Consider the following 24,597-nt stretch of genomic DNA (forward strand, 5'->3'; position numbering starts at 1 on the left):
CCCGCACACGACAACCGCCCGCAACGGGACCCGCGGTCACGCCACCCCGCCGCCCGGCGCAAGCAGAAGCATGCGCCACACCGCGTCCTCCAACCCGTGCACGGAGGCGATCCACCCCAGGCTGTCCTCCGGGGTCCCCCGGCCCGCCGCGACCGCCAGCTCACCCACCGCGTCCGCGAGGTCGCCGTGCCGCAGCGCGGGCTCCATGCGGCCCCCGCCCAGCCCGTCGGCGACGTACCGCTCGTAGCCGGGCGCCGTGCGCAGGACGCCGACCGGGCGCCACTCCTGCGCCAGGCGGTCGACCGGCTCACCGCCCACCCGGCGCCCGTCGGCCTCCACGACCTGGGTGCGCGAGCGGTCCACCGAGAGCGCGGTCCACGCGTCGGCACCGGTGAGCACCATCGCGGGGCGGCAGCGGTCGACGGCCTCCGCGACCGTCCCCGCCCCGTCCGGGCCGCCGCCGACCAGCGGCACCGCCGCCATCCCGGCGTACAGGCAGCCGTAGAACGCCCCGGCGAGGTCCGCGCCCTGCGGATAGGCGAGCAGCACCCGGCTGCCCGGCGGCACCAGCCGTCCCAGCCGCGCCGCGACCGCGCGGGCACGGCGGTCCAGAGCGGCGTAGTCGCAGTCGTACGGCGCGTACGGTCGCCCCTCCGGATGCCGGACGGCCCGGCGGCGCAAGGCGGGACCGGGCAGCCGGTACACCGAGGGCGCCGGCGCACCGCCGCTGCGGCTCCGCGGTCCGCTCACGGCCTGCGGCACACAACGCGAGCACATGGGCGGCTCCCCACCTCCGCGGACGGAACACCCGTCAGACCGACGGCATATGCCCGCACTTCACATGAAACTGGACCGAACATTCCCCGCTACTCCCTGGAACGCCCCTCCCGAAAGCCACCCATAGGTGACCGCGTACAGGTTGAGGCGGCAAACTGGCACAAGCGGCGGAACCGATCGGGATGGTCCCGCCGTCCGTGAAGACTGTTCCGGCTCGTGATGAACGATCGATATACGCGCTCGTCGCGAAGGTACGGCGGCACCTGGGGGCAGGCATGGCAAGCGGTAAGGACCACGGCGGAGCGCTGCGCTTCGCGGTCCTCGGCCCGGTGCGGGCCTGGCGCGGCACGGAGCCGATCTCCGCCGGGTCGCCACAGCAGAAGGCGCTGCTCGGCGCGCTGCTGCTGCGTGGCGGCCGCACGGCCACCGCGCAGGAACTGCTGGACGCCGTCTGGGGCGAGGACCCACCGCCCACCGCGCTGGCGGCGCTGCGCAGTTACGCCTTCCGCCTCCGCAAGGCCCTCGGCGCCGACGCCCTGGCCACCGTCGACGGCGGCTACGTGCTGCACCCGGGCGACGGCTTCGACCTCGTCCTCGCCGAACGGCACCAGGCCGCGGCCGAGAAGGCCCGCGCGGCGGGCGACCTGGCCACCGCCCGCGAGGAACTGCGCGGCGCGCTGGCCCTCTTCGACGGCGAGCCCCTGGCCGGGCTCCCCGGCCCGTACGCCGAGACCCAGCGCACCCGCCTGCTGGAATGGCGGCTGCAGCTCACCGAGAGCTGCCTCGACCTGGACCTGCAGGCCGGCTGCCACGCCGAGGCCGTCTCCGAACTCACCGTCCTGTCGGCGGAGCACCCGCTGCGCGAACGACCGCGTGCCCTGCTGATGCTCGCGCTGTACCGCAGCGGGCGGCAGGCCGAGGCGCTGGGCGTCTACGCCGACACCCGCCGCCTCCTCGACGACGAGCTGGGCGTCGACCCGGGCGCCGAGCTCACCGAGCTGCACCAGCGCGTGCTGGAGGCCGACCCGTCGCTGCTGCCGCCGCCCGTCCCGCAGGCCGAGGCGGTCGCCGAGCCGGTGCGGCCGGCCCAGCTGCCCGCCACCGTGGCCGACTTCACCGGCCGGGACGCCTTCGTCCGCGAGCTCGCCGAACGCCTGGGCGCGGCCTCGGTGGACGGCGGGGTCATGTCGGTCTCCGCCGTCGCCGGCATCGGCGGCGTCGGCAAGACGACCCTCGCCGTCCACGTCGCCCACGCCGTCGCGGGCACCTTCCCCGACGGCCAGCTCTACGTGGACCTCCAGGGCACCGACGCCCGGCCCGCCGAACCGGAGACGGTGCTCGCCTCCTTCCTGCGCTCCCTCGGCGTCACCGACTCCGCGATACCCGAGTCCCTCGCCGACCGCGCCGCGCTCTACCGATCCACCCTCGCGGGCCGCCGGATCCTGGCCCTGCTGGACAACGCCCACGACGCCGCCCAGGTCCGCCACCTCCTGCCGGGCACTCCCGGCTGCGCCGCGCTGATCACCAGCCGGGTCCGCATGGTCGACCTGGCCGGGGCCCACCTGGTCGACCTCGACGTCATGAGCCCGGAAGAGGCCCTGCTGCTCTTCACCCGCATCGTCGGGGAGGAGCGCGTCGCCGCCGAACGCCAGGCCGCCCTCGACGTCGTCGCCGCCTGCGGCTTCCTGCCGCTCGCCATCCGCATCGCCGCCTCCCGCCTGGCCACCCGCCGCACCTGGACGGTCGCCTTCCTCGCCCGCAAGCTCAGCGACGAACGCCGCCGCCTGGACGAGCTCAAGGCCGGCGACCTCGCCGTCAAGGCCACCTTCGAACTCGGCTACGGCCAGCTCACCGCGCAGCAGGCCCGCGCCTTCCGCCTGCTGGCCCTCGCTGACGGCCCGGACATCTCCCTGGAGGCGGCGGCGGCCGTCCTCGACCTGGACGTCTACGACGCCGAGGAACTGCTGGAGACTCTGGTCGACATCAGCCTGATCGAGTCCGCCGCACCCGCCCGCTACCGCTACCACGACCTGGTCCGCCTGTACGCCCGCGACTGCGCCGAGCGCCACGAGGGGGAGGACGCCCGCTGCGCCGCCGTGTCCCGGCTGCTGGACTTCTACCTCGCGTCGGCAATGTGCGCCTACGAGCTGGAGAACCCCGGCGACCGCCTGCTCGCGCACCTCGCCCCCGTGGGCCGCGGGGGACTGCCGTTCGGCTCCCGCGAGGAGGGCCTGGACTGGCTGTTCACCGAGGCGCCCAGTCTCGTCGCCGCCGTCCGGCAGGCTGCCGCCGGGGGTTGCGAGGGCCCGATGCGGCGGGCCGTCGACCTGCTGCTCGTGAGCCAGGACCTGATGGAGTCCGGGATCTACGCGCGCCAATACGAGCAGGCGACGCGCGCCCTCGTCGCGACGGCCGACGCTTGCGGTGAACCGCTCGTGGAGGGCCGGGCCCGCGTGCTGCTGGGCCAGCAGTACATCCTGGCCGGACAGTTGGAGGAGGCCGACCGGGAGGCCGAACGCAGCCTCGTGCTGGGGCGGGCCGTGGGCGACGCTCTGACCAGTAGTTACGCCCCCAATCTGCGCGGGATGGTGGCCCTCGCGTGGCGGCGCTTCCAGGACTGCGCGGACCACCACTCCCAGGCACTGGAGGCCTTCGTGGCCGACGGCAACCGGCACGGCGGCGCCGCCGCGCTGAGCAACCTGTCCCGCGCGCAGATCGAACTCGGGGACGTCTCCGCCGCCGTGGCCTCGGCGGAGCGGGCCCTGTCGATCTACCGTGACCTGCGGGCCGGATTCCGCCTCGGCAACGGGCTGTACGCACTCGCCATCGCGCTGACGGCGGCCGGCCGCCGCGAGGAGGCCCTGGCGGCGCTCTCCGAGGCGCTCCCCGCTTTCAGGGCGGCCCGGCAGCGCTTCTGGGAGGCCATGTCCCTCTTCCGCATGGCGGAGGTGCACCTGTCCTCCGGCGCCCACCGCCAATCGGCGGCGCTGGCCGAGCAGTCGCTGAACGCGCTGCGCGACCTCGGGGGCGAGCTCTACCGCGCGAAGGTGCTCACCGTCCTCGGTCGCGCCCTCGCGGGGGCGGGCCAGGTGGACCGTGCCCGCGCCTGCTGGCGGGACGCCCTGGCGGCCTTCGTCACGCTGGGTTCCCCCGACGCCGACGAGGTACGGAGCCTGCTGCACGGTCCGGCCGCCCCGGCGATCGCCGTGTAGCGGTTCCGCACCACGCAACACCGCTGATACAGGACATCAACAGTTCCGTTTATCGGTTGATTATCGACGCCTGCCACGATTCCATCACTGCAAGAGCTGCCCGCCTGGTAGCGCACGGGGGTCGTTGCCAGGCGGGCTTCGTATCGGCCCAGTTCCACCCACAGGGGAGGCACCATGAGCGAGACGGCACCCGAGTCCGGCTCCACCGTCGAGGAAGAACCGGAAGTCGTCGAGACCGAAGAGACCGAGGAGCCCAAGGTCAAGGGCGACGACACCACGGTCAAGCCCGACAACTGGCACTCGCCCTGACCGGCGCCTGACACGGGGACGGCCGGCCCGAGGGGGGCACGGGGACAGCACGACAGGGGCACGGGGGACAGCACGACGGGGGCACGGGGGACAGCACGGCCTGGGGGCGCGCCAAGGGGGGAGCGCCTCCGAGGGGGGAACGGCACGAAGGATCCACGGACCGACTGCGGCGCGGAGGGGGCGCCGCAGTCGGTCTTTGTCATGCCCCGGATCGCATCGAAGTCCACCGGCGCACGACACGTGCGGACCCGCGGGTCCGACACGGTAGGTTCCCGGCGCAGTCGACCCGGCACCCGGCTTCTCCTCCGGAGGTCGTCATGAAGTTCGTACGCAAGGCCGCCGTCGTCCTCGCCGCCGTCGCGGCCGGGCTCCTCGCCGCCGCGCTCCCGGCCGCCGCCGCGGGCGGCGTGGACGACTGGCACCAGACGATCGTCTCGCCCGACAACTTCCACGCCCCCTGACAGCCGGGCACGCTCCTCATCGTCCCCGTCCCCGCAACCGCGTCTTGAGCACCTTCCCGCTCGCATTGCGCGGCAGTTCCGCCAGGAACTCGACCTCGCGCGGCACCTTGTAGTTGGCCATCTCCCGCCGGGACCAGGCGATCAGGTCGTCCGCGGTGACCACGGCCCCGTCCCGGCGCACGACGTACGCGCGGCCGACCTCGCCGAGCCGCGGGTCGGGGACGCCCACCACCGCCGCCTCCACCACGTCGGGGTGGCGGGCGAGCGCCTGCTCGATCTCCGCGGGGTACGCGTTGAACCCGCCGACGATGAACATGTCCTTGACGCGGTCGGTGATGCGCAGGTTGCCGTCGGCGTCCATCACGCCCACGTCCCCCGTGTGCAGCCAGCCGTCCGCGTCGACGGCCTCGGCCGTGGCCCCGGGGTCCTCCCAGTAGCCGGACATGACGTGGTAGCCGCGCACCAGGACCTCGCCGGGGCGGCCCGGCCCCTCGGAGAGCACCCGCACCTCCGTGTCGGGGATGGCCCGTCCGGAGGTCGCGGCCACCACCTCCGCGGGGTCGCCGCGCCGGCACATCGTCACGGTGCCGCTCGCCTCCGTCAGCCCGTAGGCGGTCAGCACCGTGGCGATCTTCAGCTCGCTGCGCAGCCGTTCCACCAGTTGCAGCGGGATCACGGACGCGCCCGTCACGACCAGCCGCAGCGAGCTCAGGTCGTGCTGGGCCCGTTCGGGGTGGTCGAGGACCGACTGGTGGAGGGTGGGCGGCCCCGGCAGCACGGTGACGCGTTCGGCGGCGATGTTGGCCAGGACGGTGCCCACGTCGAACACCGGCTGCGGGACCATCGTCGCGCCGCGCATCAGGCACGCGATGATCCCGGCCTTGTAGCCGAAGGTGTGGAAGAACGGGTTGACGATCAGGTAGCGGTCGCCCTCCTCCAGCCCGGCCAGGTCCGCCCAGACGTCGTAGACGCGCAGGGTCTGGGCGTGGGTGACCACCGCGCCCTTGGGGTGGCCGGTCGTCCCGGAGGTGAAGGTGATGTCCGAGGGCGCGGAGCCGTCGATCGCGTCGGAACGGGCCCGTACCGCCGCACCGGTGACGGGGGCGCCCGCGGCCAGGAAGTCCTTCCAGCGCCGGTAGCCGTGGCCTTCCGGCGCCGCGTCGGAGAGGACGACGACCTGTTCCAGGTCCGGCAGCGGGTGCTCCTGCGTCGCGCGCCGCAGCGAGGCGACGTAGGAGGTGCCGAGGAAGGTGCCCGTGACGAAGAGCAGCCGGGCGCGGGTGCGGCGCAGCACGTAGGCCGCCTCCGCGCCCTTGAAGCGGGTGTTGAGCGGGACGAGCACCCCGCCGGCGGTGACCGACCCCAGGGCGGCGGTGATCCAGTCGAGCGTGTTGGGGGCCCAGACGGCGACCCGGTCCCCCGGGGCGATCCCGGAGGCGACGGCCGCCGCGGCGGCGCGCTCGACCCGGGCACCGAGTTCCGCGTACGTGACGCGGGTCCGGCCGTCCACGACCGCCTCGCGCTCCCCCCAGCGTCGCGCGGCCTCCCGTACGAGCCGTGGGACGCTGCCCCACTCCAGGTCACCGCGCATGCGCCGAGCACCTCCCCATGAGCTGACTATCCGTCAGATTAGCGATAGCCTGACGGGATGTCAGCATTGAAGGACGCCACCGCGATCGTCGGCATAGGCGCGACCCCCTTCGCCAAGCACCTCCCCGAGTCGGAGAAGTCCCTCGCCTGCCGCGCCATCCTTGCGGCGCTCGACGACGCCGGGATCGAGCCGCGCGAGGTCGACGGCCTCGCGTCGTACACCATGGAGGAGACCGACGAGGTCGAGCTGGCGAAGGCCGTCGGCCTCGGCGACCTCACCTTCTTCTCCAAGGCAGGCTTCGGCGGCGGCGGTTCCTGCGCCACCGTCGCCCACCTCGCCGCCGCCGTCTCCACCGGCCAGGCCACCGTGGGCGTCGCCTGGCGGTCCCGCAAGCGCGGCAGCGGCCCGCGCCCGTGGACGAACACCACCGTCCAACTACCCACCCCCGCCCAGTGGACCCGGCCCTTCGGCCTGCTGCGGCCCGCCGACGAGATCGGCATGCTGACCCGCCGCTACCTGCACGAGTACGGCGCGACCCGCGACCACCTCTTCAACGTCGCCCTGGCCTGCCGTAACCGCGCCAACCAGAACCCGGCCGCGATCATGTACGAACGCCCGCTGACCCGCGAGATGTACATGACCTCGCGCTGGATCAGCGAGCCGCTCTGCCTCTACGACAACTGCCTGGAGACCGACGGCGCCCTGGCCTGCGTCGTGGTCTCCGCCGACCGCGCCCGCGACGCCCGGCAGCGCCCCGTCTACGTCCACTCCGTCGCCCAGGGCCTGCCGGCCCAGCACCACGGCATGGTCAACTACTGGACCGACGACCCCCTGACGGGCCCCGCCTGGACCGCCGCCCGCCACCTGTGGAAGCACGCCGACCTCACCCCGCAGGACATCGACGTCGCCCAGATCTACGACGCCTTCACCGCCCTGGTCCCGCTCTCCCTGGAGGGCTACGGCTTCTGCGCCCGCGGGGAGGGGGGCGCCTTCACCGAGGGCGGCGCCCTGGAGATCGGCGGCCGGCTGCCGCTGAACACCTCCGGGGGCGGGCTGAGCGAGGCGTACGTCCACGGCTTCAACCTCATCACCGAGGGCGTGCGGCAGTTGCGCGGCACCTCCACCGCCCAGGTGCCCGGCGCGCGGACCTGCCTGGTCACGGCGGGCGAGGGCGTCCCGACCTCCGCCCTGATCCTGAGGAGCTGACATGCTGAGCCCCGTCACCGACGACGACGGCGCCCCCTTCTGGGAGTACGCCCGCGCCGGCGAACTGCGCGTCCAGGCCTGCGCGGACTGCGGACGGCTGCGCTTCCCGCCCCGCCCGTGCTGCCCGTACTGCCACTCCTTCGCCTGCGAGTGGCGGCCGGTGAGCGGCCGCGGACGCGTCTGGTCGTACGTCGTCCCCCATCCCCCGCTGCTGTCCGGCTACGCCGAACAGGCCCCGTACAACGTGGTCCTCATCGAACTCGCCGAGGACCCCCGGATCCGGCTGGTGGGCAACCTGGTCACGGCACCGGACGCCCGGCTGGACTCCTTCGACCCCGCCCGCATCCGCATCGGCGCCCCCGTGAAGGCGGTCTTCCATGACGGCATCCCGCGCTGGCTTGCGCTGTGAGACGAAGGACGGCGTCGCCGTCGTCACCCTCGACCGGCCGGAACGGCACAACGCGCTCGACCTCGCCACGGCCGCCGGACTGAGCGCGCTCTGGCGGGAGTTCCGCGCCGGCGACGAGGTCCGCGCCGTCGTCCTCACCGGAGCAGGCGACCGCGCCTTCTGCACCGGCCTGGACCGCGCGGTGCAGGTCCCGCAGCCGCCCTCCCCCTACGCCCTCGACGACCCGCTGCTGACGGTCGGGCCCAAGGCCAACGACCTGTGGAAGCCCGTCATCGCCGCCGTCAACGGCATGGCCTGCGGCGGCGCCTTCTACCTGCTCGGCGAGTGCGAGTTCGTCATCGCCGCCGAGCACGCCACCTTCTTCGACCCGCATACCAGCTACGGCATGGTCAGCGCGTACGAGGCCATCGCCATGGCGCAGCGCATGCCCTACGGCGAGGTGATGCGCATGGCCCTGATGGGCACCGCGGAGCGGATCGGCGCCCGGCGGGCCCACGAGACCGGGCTGGTCTCGGAGGTCGTGCCCGGCCCGCTGCTGCTCGACGCGGCCCTGCGCGCGGCGGCGGTCGTGGCGGCCCACCCCACCGAGGCCGTGCAGGGCACCGTCCGCGCCGTCTGGTCGGCCCACGAGGCCGCGCGGGCCCAGGCCTTCGCGCACGCGCCGCACCTCATCGCCCTCGGCAACCTCCCGCCAGGCCACCAGGCCCGGCTGTTCGCGCACCGCACCCGGGAGCACCGGGTGCGGTGACGGTGTCCCGGGCCGCGGGCCGGTTCGGCGGACGCCGGGTGGCCGCGCGGTGCTGCCGGCGGTCATCGCGTTCCCGTGGCCGCCCTTGCTCCCGGACCCCGTCGCGGCGCACCGTCACGTCGGAGGGCACGGGGGCGGGCACGGGGGCGGGTCGTGGCGCGCGGTGGAGCCCACGTCGGCGCCGTCGCCGGAACGCGGTGAACGAGGGTCACCCCGACGCCCCTCGCGTGGCGCCGCGGCCCCCCGCCGCGTAAGTTGGCCGGCGGCGGCCGTCGTCAGCCCCTTCCGTGTGTGGCACGACGGCCGTCAGCCGGGTACGTCACGCGCGCCGGGTGGCCGCCTCGGTGCCCTTCACGGCGTTGAGGGCGTACACGCAGCGGTCCTTGCTGCTCGCGTAGACCACGCCTTCCGAGACGACCGGCGAACCGGTGATCTCCCCGCCGGTCTCCAGCTTCCAGCGCAACTGGCCGCCGCTCGCGTCGACCGTGTAGAGGCAGTGGTCCTTCGAGCCGAAGTGCACCCGCCCGTCGGCCACCACCGGGGAGCCGACGATCTCGCCCTGCGCGGCGAAGCGCCACTTCGGGGTGCCGGAGACCGCGTCGAGCGTGTACAGCGCGCCGCCCGCGCCCAGCATCACCGAGCCGCCCGCGACGAGCACCGGCTCCACGCTCTGCCGCTGCTCCGTCGCGACCCGCCAGCGGTCGCGCCCGTCCGCCGGGTCCAGGGCGTACACGGTGCCCAGGTAGTCGGCGACGTAGACGCCGCCGCCCGTGACACCCGGTCCCGGCACGTAGGCGGGCGGCGCGAACATCACCGCGGGGGCGTCGAAGCGCCACCGCTCGGCGCCGCTGCGGGCGTCCAGCGCCAGCACGCGGTTCCCCACGGTCACGTAGACCGCGCCGTCGGCGACGACCGGACGGGTCGGCATGGCGCCGCCCTCCCCGGTCGGGTACGACCAGTGCTCCGCGCCGCTCGTCGCGTCCAGGGCGTGCAGCCGGCCGCCGCCGTGGAAGTACACGACCCCGTCCACCACGCTCGGACCCGACTCGGGCGTCTCGAACTCCGTCTGCGCCCCGCCGCGTTCCCAGCGCAGCCGTCCGGCCGCGGCGTCCCAGACCTGCACGCCGCCGCCGCGGGTGCCGGTGACCACGGTCCCGGCGTCCGCACGGAGCGAGTAGATCCAGCCGTCCACACCGGTGCGCCAGTGCTCGGAGCCGTCCGCGGCGTCCAGCGCGTACAGGCTCGGCCCGTCGGAGCCGTGGATCCGGCCGCCCGAGACCGCCATCGTCCACGCCACGTCACGGGTCTTGAACTGCCGCCGCCCGGTGGCCACGTCCAGCGCGTGCACCTCGAAGGAGGTCACGTAGAGCCGTCCCGAGGACACGACCGGCGTGCCCCACACGTCGTTCGACATGCGGAACCGCCACGGCCGCCATTCACCCGGCGGGACCGCGGGCGCCTGCGGGGCGCCCTGGGGCGCGCCCTGGGCGTTGCCCTGGCCGGGCACCGCCGCCGGCGGACCCCCGGCCGCGCCGCCGCGGCCGGCCCAGCCGAGCCCGTCCCCGGCGGCGGCGGTGACCGCGGCCTGGTTCTTGCGCTCGGCGAGCCGCATCCCGGGCCCTATCGGTGCCGAACCGGCGAGCTGCACCGGTCCGCCCGGGCCCTCGGCGGCGGCCGGGGGGCGCACCACGGGGGGTGCGGGGGGCCGTGCGGGCATCGGGGGCACGGGGGCACCCGCACCGCCGACACCGGCCGCTCCGGCGCCAGCGCCACCGCCGGGGGCGCCCGGCCCCGCGCCGGGGCGCCCGCCACTGCGCCGTTCCTCTATCAGGCCCACCGCCGCGGGCGGCAGCCACGCGGAGGCCGTGCCGGTGTCGTCACCCGCGGAGGAGAACAGATGCGGCGCCAACTGCGCCTGCAGGTCCGCCGGACTCGGCCGGCGGTCCGCCTCCATGCGCATGCACGCCTCGATGAGCGGCCGCAGGTCGCCGGGCAGACCCGACAGGTCCGGGCCCTCCCGGAGCAGCATGAAGACCGTCTCCACGGGGTTCGCCCCGTGGAAGGGCGCGTGCCCGGTCGCGGCGAAGACCAGCGTCGAGCCCAGCGAGAACACGTCGCTGGAGCCGGTGACGCTGCGCGAGTCCTTGGCCTGCTCGGGCGACATGTACGCGGGCGTGCCGACGGCGACGTTCGTCATCGTCAGCCGCGTGTTGGACACCCCGCTCGCGATGCCGAAGTCGATCACCCGCGGGCCGTCCTCCACGACGAGCACGTTGGAGGGCTTCAGGTCCCGGTGGACCAGGCCCGCACCGTGGATCGACTGCAGCGCCTCCGCGACCCCGGCCGCCAGCCACCGCACGGCCTGCACGGGCAGCGGCCCGGACTCGTTGACGATCTCCTCGAGCGAGGGCGCCGGCACGAAGGCCGTCGCCAGCCAGGGCACGGCGGCCCTGGGATCGGCGTCGACGACCGCCGCCGTGTAGAAGCCGCTGACCGCGCGGGCCGCCTCCACCTCACGGGCGAAGCGCACGCGGAACAACTGGTCCTCGGCGAGCTCCGCCCGTACGGTCTTGATCGCCACGCGCCGGCCGGACGCCGAGCGGGCGAGATAGACCAGGCCCATACCGCCGGCGCCCAGCCTGCCCAGCACCTCGAAAGGGCCGATCCGTCTCGGATCGTGCTGCGTCAGCTGCTGCACCACTGCCCTGCCACCTCCCCGTGGGTTCCCCCCATCCCGGGGTCCGTCCCTGATTCTTCCTGGGATGAGTATCAGTTGCGAACCCGGGGCGGTGTCGACACGCGATTACCTTTGATTCGGTTGCGGATCCGCGCGCGTTCAGGACGGCTTCTCACCGACCGTGGTACCGGGATCGATCAGGGCGAAATGGGCACCCTGGTCGTCGCTCGCCAGGAGGAAACGGCCGAAAGGCGAATCCATCGGACCCATCGTGACCCGGCCCCCGAGCCGCGCGACCGCCTCCGCGGCGCGGTCGGCGTCGGAGACGGCGAAGTAGACGACGAAGTGGGCGGGCAGTTCCTGCGGGAAACCCTCCCCCATCCGGAAGCGGCCGAGGACGGCCTTGTCGGGGGTGACCTCCTCGCCCTCGGGGACGAAGATCCGGAAGTCGATGGCCTCGTCCTCGATCCGCTTGCTGCCGAAGCCGAAGACCTCCTCGTAGAAGGGGTCGGTCCGCTCGGTCTCACGCGTGTAGACCTCGGTCCAGATGTAGGAGCCGGGGACGCCGGTCGCCTCGAAGCCGCCGTGCGTGCCGGCCTGCCACACCCCGAACACCGCGCCGCCCGGGTCGGCCGCCATGAGCATCGTGCCGAAGGGCCCAACGGGCATGGGCTCCATGATGAGTTGGCCGCCCGAGTCACGGATCCTGCCCGCGGTGGCCCGGATGTCGGAGGAGGCGAGGTAGAGGTTCCACACCGTCGGCATCCGGCCGTCCGGTTTGGGGGAGAGGGCCGCGACGTTCTTCCCGTCCGGGCCGTACGCCTGGGTGTACTGGCCGTACTGCTCCTCCCCCCGCCCGAAGGTCCAGCCGAGCAGTCCGCCGTAGAAGCGCTTGCCGGCCTCCAGGTCGTTGAGCATGGCGTCGGCCCAGCAGGGGGTGCCGTCGGGGTGCACGGCCATCTCGTCCTCGATTCGTCCGGTGATGCGGCTGGCGATCCCGATTCACGTGGGGATTCGCGTGGATCGACGGAGTGTCTGACTTGACACGTTATCGGCGGATCCCCCGCCGCGCCCGAGGAGAAATCGAACACATGGCCTTCCCCATTTGCAGGCACCGAATCGCGCGCTGATCACCAGCCCGTAAACTGACGGCATGACAGGACAAGTTCGCACCGTCGACGGCCGTGTGGCAGGGCGCCGGGGACAGGCGACGCGGCAGAAGCTGCTCGACTGCCTCGGCGAAATGCTCAGCACGTCGCCGTACCGGGACGTCAAGGTCATCGACGTCGCCCGGATGGCGGGTACCTCCCCCGCAACGTTCTACCAATACTTCCCCGACGTCGAGGGCGCCGTCCTCGAGCTCGCCGAGGAGATGGCCAAGGAGGGGGCCGCGCTGACGGACCTCGTCGCCGGCCGCTCCTGGGCCGGCAAGTCCGGCGCCACGGCGGCGGAGGAACTGGTCGAGGGCTTCCTCTCCTTCTGGCGCAAGCACGACGCCATCCTGCGCGTCGTCGACCTGGGCGCGGCCGAAGGGGACAAGCGGTTCTACAAGATCCGCATGAAGATCCTCAACCCCCTCACCAACTCCCTTTCCGACTCGATCAAGGAGCTCCAGGGCAAGGGCCGCGTCGACAAGGATGTCAGCCCGGCAGCCGTCGCCGGATCCCTCGTGGCCATGCTCGCCGCGGTCGCCGCGCACCAGAAGGGCTTCCAGAGCTGGGGCGTCAAGCAGGCCGAGCTGAAGCCGAACCTCTCGCTGCTGGTGCACCTCGGTGTGACGGGCAAGAAGCCGACGCGGTGACGCCGCGGCGCTGACGCCCGCCTCCGGCGGCATTGTTGATCTACGTTCACGTCGAAGTCCTGCCTGCAACGACGCGGGCGCCGACCGGTCCTCGGGGGAGGTTGCCGGCCCAGGCGCCCGCGTTGTCCTTTCCGGGGGCTCCGCTCCACGGCCCTACGGCTCCACGGCCCCGCCACCGCCCGGCTCCCTGGGGACGAGCCGGAACAACCGGATCCGCCGCTCCACGCGCCGCGCGTAGGTCGCGTACGGCGGCCAGAACTCCAGCAGCGCCGCCCAGACCACCTCGCGCTCCCCGCCCGTCAGCAACTGCGCCCGGACCGGGACGTCCCGGCCGCGCCAGCTGACCTCCGCGTCGGGGTGCTTCAGCAGGTTCCCCGTCCACGCCGGGTGGTCCGTGCGCCCGAAGTTGCTGCCGACCAGCACGAAGGTCCCGCCCTCCTCGGGCATGCAGGCCAGCGGGGTGCGCCGGGGCAGCCCGCTGCGCGCGCCGGTGGCGGTGAGCACCAACCCGGGCAGCATCCGCGCGCTGAGCAGCACCCTGCCGCGGGTCGCCCGGTGCACGAACCGGTCCAGCGCCGGGACGACATGCGGCCCGACCCTGGCGAACGCCCGGGTCGACGACATCTTCTGCACGGCGGTCCGCAGCACGCTCATGCCGCTGCCCTCCCCTTGGTCGTCGGCGCGGTCGTGGGTGTGGACGTCGGTGGGGACGCCGCCGCGGCCGCGGGTGCGAAGACGCCCGCCCGCTCGGCCGCGTGGGCCCGCAGCGCGTGCACGGGGCCGAAGAGCAGCTCGTCGGAGGCGGCCCGCTTCACGTACAGGTGCGCGTGGTGCTCCCACGTGAAGCCGATGCCGCCGTGCAACTGGACCGCCTGGCCTGCGGTGGCGCGCAGTGCCTCCAGGCCCTGGGCGAGCGCGAGCGGTGCCGCCACCACGGCGTCCGGTGCCTGCTCCGGGGGGCACCCGACGGCCCAGGCGGCGTAGTAGGCGGCCGAGCGGGCGGCCTGGACCTGGACGTACAGGTCGGCGAGACGGTGCTTGACGGCCTGGAAGGAGCCCACGGGCCGTCCGAACTGCTCCCTGACCCCGACGTACTCCAAGGTCCCCGCGAGCGCCTGGGAGGCCGCCCCGACGGCTTCCGCGGCCAGTGCGGCGGCGGCCAGGGCACCCGTACGGGCGAGCGCGGGGCGCGGATCGACCGCTTCCTCCCCGCCCAGGGGCTCGGCGGGGACGTCGCGCAGTTCGACGCGGGCCTGCGGGCGGGTCTCGTCCAGGGCGGTCAGCCGCCTGCGGACCAGGCCCGGGGCGTCGCCGGGGACGAGGAAGAGCCGGATCCGGCTGCGGGCGTAGCCACCCGTATGGGCGGCCACCAGCAGCAGCCCGGCGCCGGGGCCCCCGAGCACCTGGTCCGCCTGCCCGTACAGCCGCCAGACCCCGTCCGCCCGGCGGGCCTGCACGCCCCCCGCGCGGCCGCCGCCCGCCCAGTCACCGGTGTTGGGGCCGGTGAGGCCGAGGGCGACCAGGGGTGCGGCAAGGGCCGCGGGCTCCCCGGAGGCGAGGCGCGGCAGAAGGGCACGGCGCTGGGTGTCGGTGCCGAGCGCCTCGACCAGGGGGGCGGTGAGCACGGTCGTGCCCAGCAGCGGTGAGGGCAGCAGCGCCCGGCCGGTCTCCTCGCAGGCCAGCACCAGTTCCGTTGGGCCGCAGCCGGAGCCCCCGTACGCGACGGGCAGGGCGAGGCCTGGCAGCCCCAGCGACCGCGCCAGCAGCCGCCACAAGGCGCCGTCGTGGCCCTCGGGGGTGCGGGCGGCGGACTTCACCTCGTCCGGTCCGCAGCGTTTGCGGAGCAGTTCGCGCAGGGTGCGGCGGATCTCTTCCTGCTCCTCGGTGAAGGCGGCGTCCACGGCGAGCTCTCCTCCCACCTCGGGGGATCCGGCGGCGTCCGGAAACCCCAAATCTGATGTACCGTCAGATTCATGGCTCAGGGTCAGAGTACTCGCAACGGCCGTGAAGTCGCCGTCCTCGGCGTCGCGTTGTCCGACGGCGGCAGGGTCGACGACGCCACCCCCTACGCGCTCCACGCCCAGGCGGCGCGCCGCGCGCTCGCCGACAGCGGGCTGCCACGGTCGGCCGTCGACGGCTTCGCCTCGGCCGGGCTCGGCACGCTCGCGCCGGTCGAGGTCGCCGAGTACCTCGGACTGCGGCCGCGCTGGGTCGACTCGACCTCCGTCGGAGGCGCGACCTGGGAGGTCATGGCCGCGCACGCCGCCGACGCGATCGCCGCCGGGCACGCCGACGTCGTGCTCCTGGTCTACGGCTCCACCGCCCGTGCCGACCTCAAGGCCGGGCGGCGCACCGCCAACCTGTCCTTCGGGACGCGCGGGCCCCTGCAGTTCGAGGCCCCCTACGGGCACACGCTGATCGCCAAGTACGCGATGGCCGCCCGCCGCCACATGCACCAGTACGGCACCACCGCCGAGCAGCTCGCCACCGTCGCCGTCCGGGCCCGGGCGAACGCGGCCCGCAACCCCGACGCGATGTACCGCACACCGATCACCGTCGACGACGTCCTGTCCGGGCCGGTGATCGCCGACCCGTTCACCAAACTGCACTGCTGCATCCGCTCCGACGGCGGCTGCGCGGTGCTCCTGGCCGCCGCGGAGTACGCGCGGGACGCGGCGCCGCCCCCGGTGTGGGTGCTCGGCTCCGGCACCGCCGTCTCGCACGCCACGATGTCGCAGTGGGACGACTTCACGGTCTCCCCCGCCGCGGTCTCGGGGCGGCTGGCCTTCTCCCGCGCGGGCGTCACCCCTGACGAGATGGACCTCGCCGAGATCTACGACGCCTTCACCTACATGACCCTGGTCACGCTGGAGGACCTCGGCTTCTGCGCCAAGGGCGAGGGCGGGCCCTTCGTGGCCGCGTCGCCCCTGCCGGTCAACACCGACGGCGGCGGGCTGTCCGCCTGCCATCCCGGCATGCGGGGACTGTTCCTGCTCGTCGAGGCGGTACGGCAGCTGCGGGGGGAGGCGGGCGAGCGCCAGGTGCGCAAGCCCGGTGGGGCGCTGCCGGAGCTGGCCGTGGCCTCGGGGACGGGCGGCTGGTTCTGCTCCTCGGGGACGGTGGTGCTGGGGCGGGACTGAGGGTCACGGGCCCTTGACCCGCCTCCCTCCGCCCCGCCGGGGCTCCACCGCCCCCTCGGGCGTCAGCCGGTGACGGCGACCGGGGCGTCCCAGTCGCTGCGGTCCACGGTGATGGTGTGACCGCCGCGGGTCTCCTTGCTGTTGACCATGTACTGGTGGCCGCGGCGGTGCCCGGTCCACAGCGACGCGGAGAACGGCCAGTCCGTGGTCGTGGTCTTGTGCTCGTCCCACAGCGCGTACCAGAGGACGTCCGGCAGGTCGGTGCGGTTGGTCGCCGTGGCGACGGCCTTCGCGCTGGAGCTGCGGAAGCCGTAGAAGCCGGCCCAGTAGCCCTTGGCGTGCACGGCCTTGTCCCACGCCCGGACGTACGCGAGCACCGCGTTGTTGCACGAGGTGTTGGTGACGTCGTACGACTCCATGTCCAGGTACACCGGGCTGCCGGCCTTCATCCCCAGCGCCGACGCCTTGGCCACCGCGTCCGCGCCATCCGCCGCGCCCAGCGAGGCCGCAGAGGAGGCGGTCAGCCTCTCCGGGTTGCGGCTGGTCTGGCACGGCGGCTGCGCGCCCACGTAGAGGGGGATCAGCTTCCAGCCCGTGGCGCTGACCGACTTGACCCAGGACGCGGTCAGGTTCGGCTGCGCGCACCCCCGGTTCTTGCCGCCGACGTACACCGCCGCCGCACCGTAGAACCCGTTGTGCCACGCCTTCATCGCCGACGCGGAGGGCGCCGTGCAGGTGTCGAACGCCCGCCCCGTGTAGACCTTCGGGGCCGGGCGCGACACCGTGGTCGCCATCGAGGCCCCCGCCGCGACACCAGCACCCACGAGCACCGCGGCCGCCGCCACCGCCCAGGCGATGTAGCGACGCTTCTTCGACATCCGGTGACCGGACATCCCCACCCCATTCACGACACGGGACGCACCGCACCGGGTGCGCCTGGCAGGACTGCTGAGGCCCCCGGCACGGCGCGCGCGTCCGGCACGGCGTGCGGCACGCGTGCGGCGGCTGTGCGGCCCGCGGATGCACCGGCGTACGGGTCCGCGGCGCGCGAGGGGCGGATCGCACCCTAGCCAACCCGCACACGGTGATCGGGAAAGCACTTGTCCCGATCGGCACAAGATTCCCCCAAGGCACGGCAAATCTCCGTGCGGTCGCCGGAGTCAGGGACGTGGGTCGGTCGCCAGGCGGCTGTGCAGGTGGACGTCCCGAAGGGCGCCGGACAGGTCGACGACCGCCTCGCGCAGGACCCCTTCGAGGACGTAACCGCAGCGCCGCGCGACACCGCAGGAGGGCTCGTTGCCGACGGCGTGGCCCAGCTCCAGCCGGTGCAGGCCGAGATCGCGGAAGGCCCACCGAGTGACCGCCTCCAGGGCCCGGGTGGCGACGCCGCGCCCACGGGCCTCGGGGAGCATCCAGTAGCTGACGCGTGCACCGCGCATGGTGTGGTCGATCATCCCTAGCCCGGCCTGGCCGAGCACCACACCAGCCTCGGTGACGGCGAACGACGCGAGGTCGCCGGCCCCCCAGCCGTCGCGCCGGCGCCGCAGGAACGCCCGCACCCCGGCTTCGTCGGGCTCGGGGGCGTGCGCGGTGTTCCAGCGGCGGAAGTCCGGGTCCGCGAGGCCGCGCAGTGCCGCGTCGAGGTCGCCGGACGTCTCCTCCCAGGGCCTGAGCAGCAGTCCGTACGCTTCCAACTCCACCGGCCTCAGCACGCCCTCATTCAAGCAAAGGAGGCGGTGCCGCCCGGGCCGGGCGGAAGACGGGGATCGCGATCTCCCCGCCTGCGGCCGCGGGGCGGAAGCAGACGCGCAGGTCCATCCCGACGCACAGCGCGTCGTGGGCGCAGCCGACGACCTCCGTCATCATGCGCGGCCCCTCGGCGAGGTCGACGACGGCGGCGACGTAGGGGACCCGTCCGGCGAACGGCCGGAGGTCGTTGGCGTGCACCACGGACCAGGTGTAGAGGGTGGCGTGGCCCGCGGCCTGCTCCCAGACGACCTCCTCGCTCCAGCAGTGCGGGCAGAACTCCCGGGGGTAGTGGTGGGCGGCGCCGCAGCCCGTGGCCAGGCACCGGCGGATCAGCAGCCGGCCCTCGGCGGCGGCGTTCCAGTAGGTGCGCGTGAAGGCGTCGGGCTCGGGCAGGCCGGTCACAGGAAGAGCCCCCAGACCCTGTCGAGGGACCAGGTCTGCCAGCCCATGGCGAAGAGGAGGACGACGGAGGCGAGGATCATCATGGCGTTCTGCCCCTGCTCCGCCCAGTCGTGGATCATGAGGATGAGGTAGAGCAGGTTGAGGACGATGCCGCCGGCCAGCGCGACCGGTGTCAGCAGCCCGGCGGTGAGACCGAGCCCGACGGCCAGTTCGGCGTGGACGACGACATAGGCCATCACCTTGGGGCGGGGCGCGACGACCGCGGTGAATCCGCCCTGGACGAAGGTCCAGCGGTGCTTCGCGGCGACGTCGGCGGCCCAGGCGATGCCGGTGCCCTGCTCGAACCAGCCCTTCTTGTCCTTGTGGCGCCAGCTCTCCAGCCACCACAGCCCGAGGCCGATGCGCAGGACGGCGAGCCATTCGGCGCCGGTCAGCCAGATCGTCTGCATCGTGTGCCTCCCCGGGACAAGGAATCTGACGGTATGTCAGTTGACCGGATGCGGTCGCACCTCCGCAAGGTGCCGGGGCGAAAGCGCGCTACCTTCCGGAGTGACCCTCACCCTGCAGGCACGGGAGCAGCCATGACCGACACCTCGGCATCCGCCGGCACCTCCGCATCCGCCGCCACCCGCCTACCGAACACGGCGGCGCCGGACGCCATCGTCGTCGGCGCCGGTCCCGGCGGTCTCGCCGTCGCGGCGTCGCTGCGGCACCGGGGCGTGCGCACCCTGGTCGTCGAGCGGTCGGACGCGGTGGGCGCCTCCTGGCGCGGCCACTACGACCGGCTGCGGCTGCACACGACCAGACGCCTGTCCGCGCTCCCGGGCCTCGGGATACCCCGGTCGTACGGCCGCTGGGTGGGCCGCGACGACGTCGTCCGCTACCTGGAGCAGTACGCCGAGTTCCACGGGCTGGACGTCGCCACCGGCATAGAGGTGGGGCGGATCGAGCCCGCCGGGGACCCGGCGGCGGGCTGGGTGCTCCCGGCCACCGGCGGGCGCCGGCTGACCGCGCGCAGCGTCGTCGTCGCCACGGGCTACAACCACTCGCCGCACCTTCCGGACTGGCCCGGGCGCGACACCTTCGACGGAGAGCTGCTGCACGCCTCCCGCTACCGCAACGGCCGGCCCTACGAGGGCCGGGACGTCCTGGTCGTGGGCGTGGGCAACACCGGCGCCGAGATCGCCGTCGACCTCGCCGAGTCCGGCGCGGCCCGCGTCCGGCTGGCGGTGCGGACGCCCCCGCACATCATGCGCCGCTCCACCGCCGGGTGGCCCGCGCAGCGCACCGGGATCATGGTCCGCCGCCTCCCCACGAAGCTGGTCGACAAGATCGCGCCCTACGTGGAGCGCGTCTCCGTGCCGGACCTGTCCGCGTACGGACTGCCCCGCCCGGACAACGGGCTCTACTCGCGGGTGCGGGAGGGCTCCATCCCCGTCCAGGACGTCGGCATCATCGACGCCGTCCGGTCGGGGAAGGTGGAGCCCGTCGCCGCCGTCGAGGGCTTCGACGGGCGCGAGGTGCTGCTCGCCGACGGCACGCGGATCACCCCGGACGCGGTGGTCGCGGCCACCGGCTACCGGCGCGGCCTGGAACCGCTCGTCGGTCACCTCGACGTGCTGGACGAGCGGGGCCGGCCCGTGCGGCACGGCGGCCGCAGCCCGAAGAACGCTCCCGGTCTGTACTTCACCGGCTTCACCAATCCCATCAGCGGCATGTTCCGCGAAATGGCCATCGACGCGCGCCGGATCGCCAAAGCCGTGGCGCGGCGGTAGCGAACGCGCGCGGTGGGTACCGAGGGGATACGGACGAGCACCCGCGACACCGCACGCACCGCCTCCGCACCACCCCTGCGCGCCCCCGTACCGCTCCTGCTCCACCCCGGTCCGGCGGTCCGGCCGGCCCTCCCCCCTCGGCCGGCCGGACCGTCTTCCCGCGGGGGTGCACAGGTTTCTCGCATCCTCCCCGTTCCTGACGGATCGTCAGTTCAGTAATCTGACATTGCGTCAGTTCTCTGGACCTTCGAGCGGGACGGGCGAGACACATGCTTGGATCGACCTTCAGCACGCGCGGCACCGATCCCGCGGCGGACGCCGGCGGCCCGGGCCACGGCACGGACGACGTGGACGTCAGCGGGCGACCGCTGCACGCCTGCGTGCCCGACCTCGACCGCTTCTTCCGGCCCGAGTCCCTGGCCGTGGTGGGCGCCTCGGACGCCGAGGGCCGCCCCAACACCGGCATCACCCGGCAACTCGTCACCTGGGCCGAGCGGGTCGGCGCCCGGCTCCACCCGGTCAACCCCGGCCGCGGCACCGTGTTCGGCCTGCCCTGCCACGCATCCGTCGCGGATCTCCCCGAGCCGGTCGACCTCGCCGTCCTGCTCGTCGCCGACCCCCTCCCCGTCCTGGAGCAGCTCACCGGGGCCAAGGCACGGTTCGCGGTCGTCTTCGCCTCCGGCTTCGCCGAGACCGGGGAGGCGGGTGCCGCCGCCCAGGAGCGGCTCGGCCGGGCCGTCGCGGGCAGCGGACTGCGGCTGCTGGGGCCGAACACCAACCTCAACGCCTTCCAGGCGTTCCGTGAGGACCTCCCCGGGCCGGCGATCGCCCTGATCACCCAGTCCGGCCACCAGGGCCGTCCGGTCTACGCCCTGCAGGAGCTCGGCATCCGGCTCAGCCACTGGGCGCCGACCGGCAACGAGGCCGACCTGGAGACCGCCGACTTCCTCTCCTACTTCGCCGGGCGGCCCGAGGTCGGTGCGATCGCGGTCTACGCCGAAGGCCTCAAGGACGGCCGCTCGTTCGCCCTCGCCGCCGACCGCGCGGCCCGCAACAAGGTGCCGGTGGTCATGGTCAAGGTGGGCCGTACCGAGACGGGCACCCGCGCCGCCGCCACCCACACCGGCAAGCTCACCGGATCCGACGCGGTCGCCGACGCCGCCTTCCGCCAGTTCGGCGTGATCCGCGTCGACGCACTGGACGAACTCCAGGACACCGCCGCCCTGCTGGCCCGGGCCCGGCCACCGGCCGCCGAGGGCGTGGTCGTCTACTCGATCTCCGGCGGCACCGGGGCGCACTTCGCGGACCTGGCCACCGCCGCCGGGCTGCCGCTGCCCACCCTCCCGGAGCCGAAGCAGGCCGAACTCCACCAGTGGATACCGGAGTACCTGAACGTCTCCAACCCCGTGGACAGTGGGGGCCATCCCGTCGGGGACTGGCGTGGCCGGAAGATCATCGACGCGATCCTCGCCGATCCTGCGGTCGGCGTCCTCGTCTGCCCGATCACCGGCCCCTTCCCGCCGATGAGCGACCGGCTGGCCCAGGACCTCGCCGAGGCCGCCGAGGCCACCGACAAACTGGTGTGCGTGATCTGGGGCTCCCCCGTGGGCACCGAGGAGGCCTACCGGACCACCCTGCTCGGCTCCTCCCGGCTCGCCACCTTCCGCACCTTCGGCAACTGCGTGACCGCCGTACGGGCCTGGCTGGACCACCACCGCTTCGCCGCCGGCTACCGCTCCCCCTTCGACGACGCGCCGCGCACGCCCTCCTCCTCCGCACGGAAGGCGCGCTCCCTTCTGCACCCCGGCCGCCGGCTGAGCGAGCACGCCGCCAAGCAACTGCTGCGGGCGTACGGGATCCGCGTCCCGCGCGAGCAACTGGTCACCAGCGCCGCCGGTGCCGTCCGGGCGGCGGCCCAGGTCGGCTACCCCGTGGTGATGAAGGCGTCCGCCGACCGGCTCGCGCACAAGACCGAACTCGGCCTGGTCAAGATCGGCCTCACCTCCGCCAGCCAGGTCCGCGACGCCTACCGCGAACTCGCCGACATCGCCCGCTGCGAGGACCTGGACCTCGACGGCGTCCTCGTCTGCCAGATGATGGAGCGAGGCGTCGAGATGGTCGTCGGCATGAGCCACGACCCGCTCTTCGGGCCCACCGTCACCGCCGGCCTCGGCGGGGTCCTCGTCGAGGTCCTGCGGGACACGGCCGTACGCGTACCGCCCTTCGACGCCGGAACCGCGCGGGACATGCTCCGGGAACTGCGCGGCGCCCGCCTGCTCGACGGCGTGCGCGGGGCGCCACCCGCCGACGCGGACGCGCTCGTCGACGTCATCCTCCGCGTGCAGCGCATGGCCCTGGAACTCGGCGACGGCCTCGCCGAACTCGACATCAATCCGCTGATGGTGCTGCCGCGCGGGCAGGGCGCCTGCGCCCTGGACGCACTGGCCGTCTGCCGTCAGGAGAACACACATGACTGACTCCCCCCGTGGAGTGGTCACGGAGCGTGATGACTCCGTGGAATCCGTTGTACTCCACGTCACCGACAACGGGGTCTCCCGGTTCACCCTCAACCGCCCCCAGGCGATGAACGCCATCACCCCTGACCTGCGTGAACGCCTCATACAGAAATTTCTGGAGGCCTCCGCGGACCCGGCCGTGCGGGCCGTCGTCCTGACCGGCGCCGGCCGCCGGGCCTTCTGCGCGGGGGCCGACCTGCGCGGCGGTCCGGCCGCCGCGGACCGGGTCGCGGGCGACGTGGCCCGGACGATCCGGTCCGGGGCCCAGCGCCTCATCGCCGCCGTCCTCGACTGCGAGAAACCCGTTGTCGCCGCCGTGAACGGCACGGCCGCCGGTCTCGGTGCCCATCTCGCCCTCGCCTGCGACCTCGTCCTGGCCGCCGACACGGCGAAGTTCATCGAGGTCTTCGTCCGCCGCGGCCTCGTCCCCGACGGCGGGGGCGCCTACCTCCTCCCCCGCCTGATCGGCCCGCACCGCGCGAAGGAACTCCTCCTCCTCGGCGACGACCTCCACGCCGCCACCGCCGAACGCCTCGGGCTGGTCAACCGCGTCGTTTCCGCCGACGAGCTCGACGCGGCCGCCGACACCCTCGCCGAGCGGCTCGCCGCCGGCCCCACCCGCGCCCTCGCCCTGACCAAGCAGCTCGTCAACGCGTCCCTGGACTCCGACCGCGCGACGGCCTTCGCCGCCGAGGCGGCCGCACAGGAACAGAACATGACCACCGCCGACGCCCGAGAAGGACTGTGCGCCTTCCTCGAACGCCGCCCACCGGACTTCCGTGGCCGGTGACACCGCGAAGGCTCGCCCCTCGGGCGCCCCGGCCCCGGGCTGGGGCCGGTACTCCTCCAGCAGCCCGGTGCCGTACGCCAGCAGACCGCCCGCGAGGACGAGCCCGACCACCGCGATCGTCACGACGGAGATCTGGAACGCGACCTGCCGCTGCCGCGCCCACCCGGTCCTGCCCTCCGGGTCCCGGCGCCCCGCGTAGAACGAGGTGACCAGCACGCCCTGCCGGCGACGGTCCTGGACCGCCGCCGCGCGTCCGGCATCACCCCACGGATCGACCGCGGGCCGCGCCGGGGACCCCCGCCCCGTACCCCATCCCATGACAGGCACGGTACGCGCGGCCTTCGACCGTCCTTCGCGCAGGACTTCACTTCTGACGACCCGTCAGTTTCAATGGACCGTGTGATGGGACAAGCAGGCATGGCGGTCGCCGTCGTCCGCTACCTCCGGTCGGCCGGGGCGGCGACGACGGCCGGGCGGGTGGACCCGCTGCCGCCGCCCGAACTGCGGGCCGTGCGGCCGGACGAGCGCGCCCCGGTGGACCAGTCCGAATTCCGGCAGGTACTGGGGAACTTCGCGAGCGGCGTGACGGTGATCGCGGCGCCCGGGGACGACGCGCAGAGCGGACCCGCCGGGTTCGCCTGCCAGTCGTTCGCGTCGCTGTCGCTCGATCCGCCGCTGGTCGTCTTCATGGTGGCACGCACGTCCACCAGCTGGCCGCGCATCGCGCGGGCCGGGGTGTTCTGCGTGAACGTGCTCAGCGCGGACCAGCAGGAGCTGTGCCGCTCCTTCGCCGTGAGCGGCGGGGACAAGTTCGCGGGTGTGGAGTGGGATCCGGCGCCGGAGACGGGCTCGCCCCGGCTGCGCGGCGTGGCCGCGTGGATCGACTGCGCGATCCACGCCGTGCACACCGGCGGCGACCACCTCGTCGTCATCGGCCGGGTCCGGGATCTGGGCCACGGGGCGGAAGACGGCGAGCCGCTGCTCTTCCACCGCGGCCGCTTCGGCCGGCTCGCGCCCTGACCGCGGCCGCCGTA

At 73.9% G+C, this 24,597-nt stretch carries 22 protein-coding genes; 12 read left to right on the top strand and 10 right to left on the bottom strand.

From position 1 onward, the window contains the following. Window positions 1-36 precede the first annotated feature (36 nt). The gene (locus ABZ312_RS01885; RefSeq protein WP_500331518.1) at window positions 37-750 is read right to left on the bottom strand and encodes an AMP-binding protein; all 714 of its coding nucleotides are present in this window, start codon (window positions 748-750) and stop codon (window positions 37-39) included. A 302-nt stretch (window positions 751-1,052) separates the two neighbouring features. Here ABZ312_RS01885 and afsR point away from each other — a divergent pair, with 302 nt between their 5' ends. The 3 genes from afsR to ABZ312_RS01900 all read left to right on the top strand — a co-directional run bounded on the left by afsR (window position 1,053) and on the right by ABZ312_RS01900 (window position 4,759). Continuing rightward, entirely contained in the window at window positions 1,053-3,989 is a 2,937-nt protein-coding gene (afsR, locus tag ABZ312_RS01890) for an SARP-family global regulator AfsR (RefSeq protein WP_500331517.1), read from the top strand. A 174-nt stretch (window positions 3,990-4,163) separates the two neighbouring features. Next, window positions 4,164-4,298 (top strand): hypothetical protein, encoded by a 135-nt coding sequence (locus tag ABZ312_RS01895; protein WP_500331516.1) that lies wholly within the window; start codon window positions 4,164-4,166, stop codon window positions 4,296-4,298. A gap of 317 nt (window positions 4,299-4,615) precedes the next feature. Continuing rightward, window positions 4,616-4,759: a hypothetical protein gene (locus ABZ312_RS01900; RefSeq protein WP_500331514.1), complete on the top strand. Its 144-nt coding sequence runs from the start codon at window positions 4,616-4,618 to the stop codon at window positions 4,757-4,759. 16 nt (window positions 4,760-4,775) lie between these two features. Here the strand turns inward: ABZ312_RS01900 and ABZ312_RS01905 are convergent, their stop codons facing one another. Next, on the bottom strand, window positions 4,776-6,350 hold the full coding sequence (locus ABZ312_RS01905) for a FadD3 family acyl-CoA ligase (RefSeq protein WP_500436184.1): 1,575 nt from the start codon (window positions 6,348-6,350) through the stop codon (window positions 4,776-4,778). Between the two features lie 57 nt (window positions 6,351-6,407). On the opposite strand from ABZ312_RS01905, the gene ABZ312_RS01910 reads away from it, so the two are divergent. From ABZ312_RS01910 to ABZ312_RS01920, 3 genes are read left to right on the top strand one after another with little or no spacing between them, the layout of a single operon-like run. Continuing rightward, window positions 6,408-7,556, top strand: coding sequence for a lipid-transfer protein (locus ABZ312_RS01910; RefSeq protein ID WP_500331510.1), 1,149 nt, complete (start codon window positions 6,408-6,410; stop codon window positions 7,554-7,556). Window position 7,557: 1 nt separating this feature from the next. Further along, window positions 7,558-7,965 (top strand): Zn-ribbon domain-containing OB-fold protein, encoded by a 408-nt coding sequence (locus tag ABZ312_RS01915; RefSeq protein ID WP_500331508.1) that lies wholly within the window; start codon window positions 7,558-7,560, stop codon window positions 7,963-7,965. Next, complete coding sequence (locus ABZ312_RS01920; protein ID WP_500331506.1) at window positions 7,934-8,713, top strand: enoyl-CoA hydratase/isomerase family protein; 780 nt, start codon at window positions 7,934-7,936, stop codon at window positions 8,711-8,713. Before ABZ312_RS01915 ends, ABZ312_RS01920 begins: the two co-directional genes overlap by 32 nt. 319 nt (window positions 8,714-9,032) lie before the next feature. Here the strand turns inward: ABZ312_RS01920 and afsK are convergent, their stop codons facing one another. Together afsK and ABZ312_RS01930 are read right to left on the bottom strand one after the other, a co-directional pair. Continuing rightward, entirely contained in the window at window positions 9,033-11,414 is a 2,382-nt protein-coding gene (gene afsK, locus ABZ312_RS01925; RefSeq protein ID WP_500436186.1) for a protein serine/threonine kinase AfsK, read from the bottom strand. A gap of 135 nt (window positions 11,415-11,549) precedes the next feature. Next, window positions 11,550-12,350: a VOC family protein gene (locus ABZ312_RS01930; protein ID WP_500330261.1), complete on the bottom strand. Its 801-nt coding sequence runs from the start codon at window positions 12,348-12,350 to the stop codon at window positions 11,550-11,552. Between the two features lie 193 nt (window positions 12,351-12,543). Here ABZ312_RS01930 and ABZ312_RS01935 point away from each other — a divergent pair, with 193 nt between their 5' ends. Beyond that, window positions 12,544-13,191: a TetR/AcrR family transcriptional regulator gene (locus ABZ312_RS01935; protein WP_499512412.1), complete on the top strand. Its 648-nt coding sequence runs from the start codon at window positions 12,544-12,546 to the stop codon at window positions 13,189-13,191. A gap of 153 nt (window positions 13,192-13,344) precedes the next feature. Here ABZ312_RS01935 and ABZ312_RS01940 read toward each other — a convergent pair whose 3' ends face one another. Both ABZ312_RS01940 and ABZ312_RS01945 read right to left on the bottom strand, forming a co-directional pair. Further along, entirely contained in the window at window positions 13,345-13,845 is a 501-nt protein-coding gene (locus ABZ312_RS01940; protein ID WP_500436188.1) for a nitroreductase/quinone reductase family protein, read from the bottom strand. Then, window positions 13,842-15,092: an acyl-CoA dehydrogenase family protein gene (locus ABZ312_RS01945; protein WP_500436189.1), complete on the bottom strand. Its 1,251-nt coding sequence runs from the start codon at window positions 15,090-15,092 to the stop codon at window positions 13,842-13,844. The genes ABZ312_RS01940 and ABZ312_RS01945 overlap by 4 nt, the downstream gene beginning before the upstream one ends. A gap of 72 nt (window positions 15,093-15,164) precedes the next feature. Between ABZ312_RS01945 and ABZ312_RS01950 the strand changes: the two genes are divergently transcribed. Then, a complete protein-coding gene (locus ABZ312_RS01950) occupies window positions 15,165-16,331 on the top strand; it encodes a thiolase C-terminal domain-containing protein (RefSeq protein ID WP_500330265.1) in 1,167 nt (388 codons plus the stop codon). Window positions 16,332-16,393: 62 nt separating this feature from the next. On the opposite strand, the gene ABZ312_RS01955 is transcribed toward ABZ312_RS01950, so the two are convergent. From ABZ312_RS01955 to ABZ312_RS01970, 4 genes are all read right to left on the bottom strand, one after another. After that, on the bottom strand, window positions 16,394-17,224 hold the full coding sequence (locus ABZ312_RS01955) for a glycoside hydrolase domain-containing protein (RefSeq protein ID WP_500358731.1): 831 nt from the start codon (window positions 17,222-17,224) through the stop codon (window positions 16,394-16,396). Between the two features lie 267 nt (window positions 17,225-17,491). Further along, the gene (locus ABZ312_RS01960) at window positions 17,492-18,043 is read right to left on the bottom strand and encodes a GNAT family N-acetyltransferase (protein ID WP_500358730.1); all 552 of its coding nucleotides are present in this window, start codon (window positions 18,041-18,043) and stop codon (window positions 17,492-17,494) included. A 4-nt stretch (window positions 18,044-18,047) separates the two neighbouring features. Continuing rightward, window positions 18,048-18,482, bottom strand: a complete 435-nt coding sequence (locus tag ABZ312_RS01965; RefSeq protein WP_500330268.1) for a Zn-ribbon domain-containing OB-fold protein — start codon at window positions 18,480-18,482, stop codon at window positions 18,048-18,050. After that, window positions 18,479-18,931: a DoxX family protein gene (locus ABZ312_RS01970; protein WP_500358728.1), complete on the bottom strand. Its 453-nt coding sequence runs from the start codon at window positions 18,929-18,931 to the stop codon at window positions 18,479-18,481. The genes ABZ312_RS01965 and ABZ312_RS01970 overlap by 4 nt, the downstream gene beginning before the upstream one ends. Before the next feature lie 132 nt (window positions 18,932-19,063). Here ABZ312_RS01970 and ABZ312_RS01975 point away from each other — a divergent pair, with 132 nt between their 5' ends. The 4 genes from ABZ312_RS01975 to ABZ312_RS01990 all read left to right on the top strand — a co-directional run bounded on the left by ABZ312_RS01975 (window position 19,064) and on the right by ABZ312_RS01990 (window position 24,583). After that, window positions 19,064-20,257: a flavin-containing monooxygenase gene (locus tag ABZ312_RS01975; protein WP_500358726.1), complete on the top strand. Its 1,194-nt coding sequence runs from the start codon at window positions 19,064-19,066 to the stop codon at window positions 20,255-20,257. A gap of 269 nt (window positions 20,258-20,526) precedes the next feature. After that, on the top strand, window positions 20,527-22,734 hold the full coding sequence (locus ABZ312_RS01980) for an acetate--CoA ligase family protein (RefSeq protein ID WP_500330273.1): 2,208 nt from the start codon (window positions 20,527-20,529) through the stop codon (window positions 22,732-22,734). Beyond that, a complete protein-coding gene (locus ABZ312_RS01985) occupies window positions 22,727-23,563 on the top strand; it encodes an enoyl-CoA hydratase/isomerase family protein (protein WP_500330275.1) in 837 nt (278 codons plus the stop codon). The genes ABZ312_RS01980 and ABZ312_RS01985 overlap by 8 nt, the downstream gene beginning before the upstream one ends. A gap of 402 nt (window positions 23,564-23,965) precedes the next feature. After that, window positions 23,966-24,583: a flavin reductase family protein gene (locus ABZ312_RS01990; RefSeq protein ID WP_500436191.1), complete on the top strand. Its 618-nt coding sequence runs from the start codon at window positions 23,966-23,968 to the stop codon at window positions 24,581-24,583. The last annotated feature ends 14 nt before the right edge of the window (window positions 24,584-24,597 follow it).

It is taken from the genome of Streptomyces sp. NPDC006207, from assembly GCF_040613835.1.
GTDB lineage: Bacteria > Actinomycetota > Actinomycetes > Streptomycetales > Streptomycetaceae > Actinacidiphila.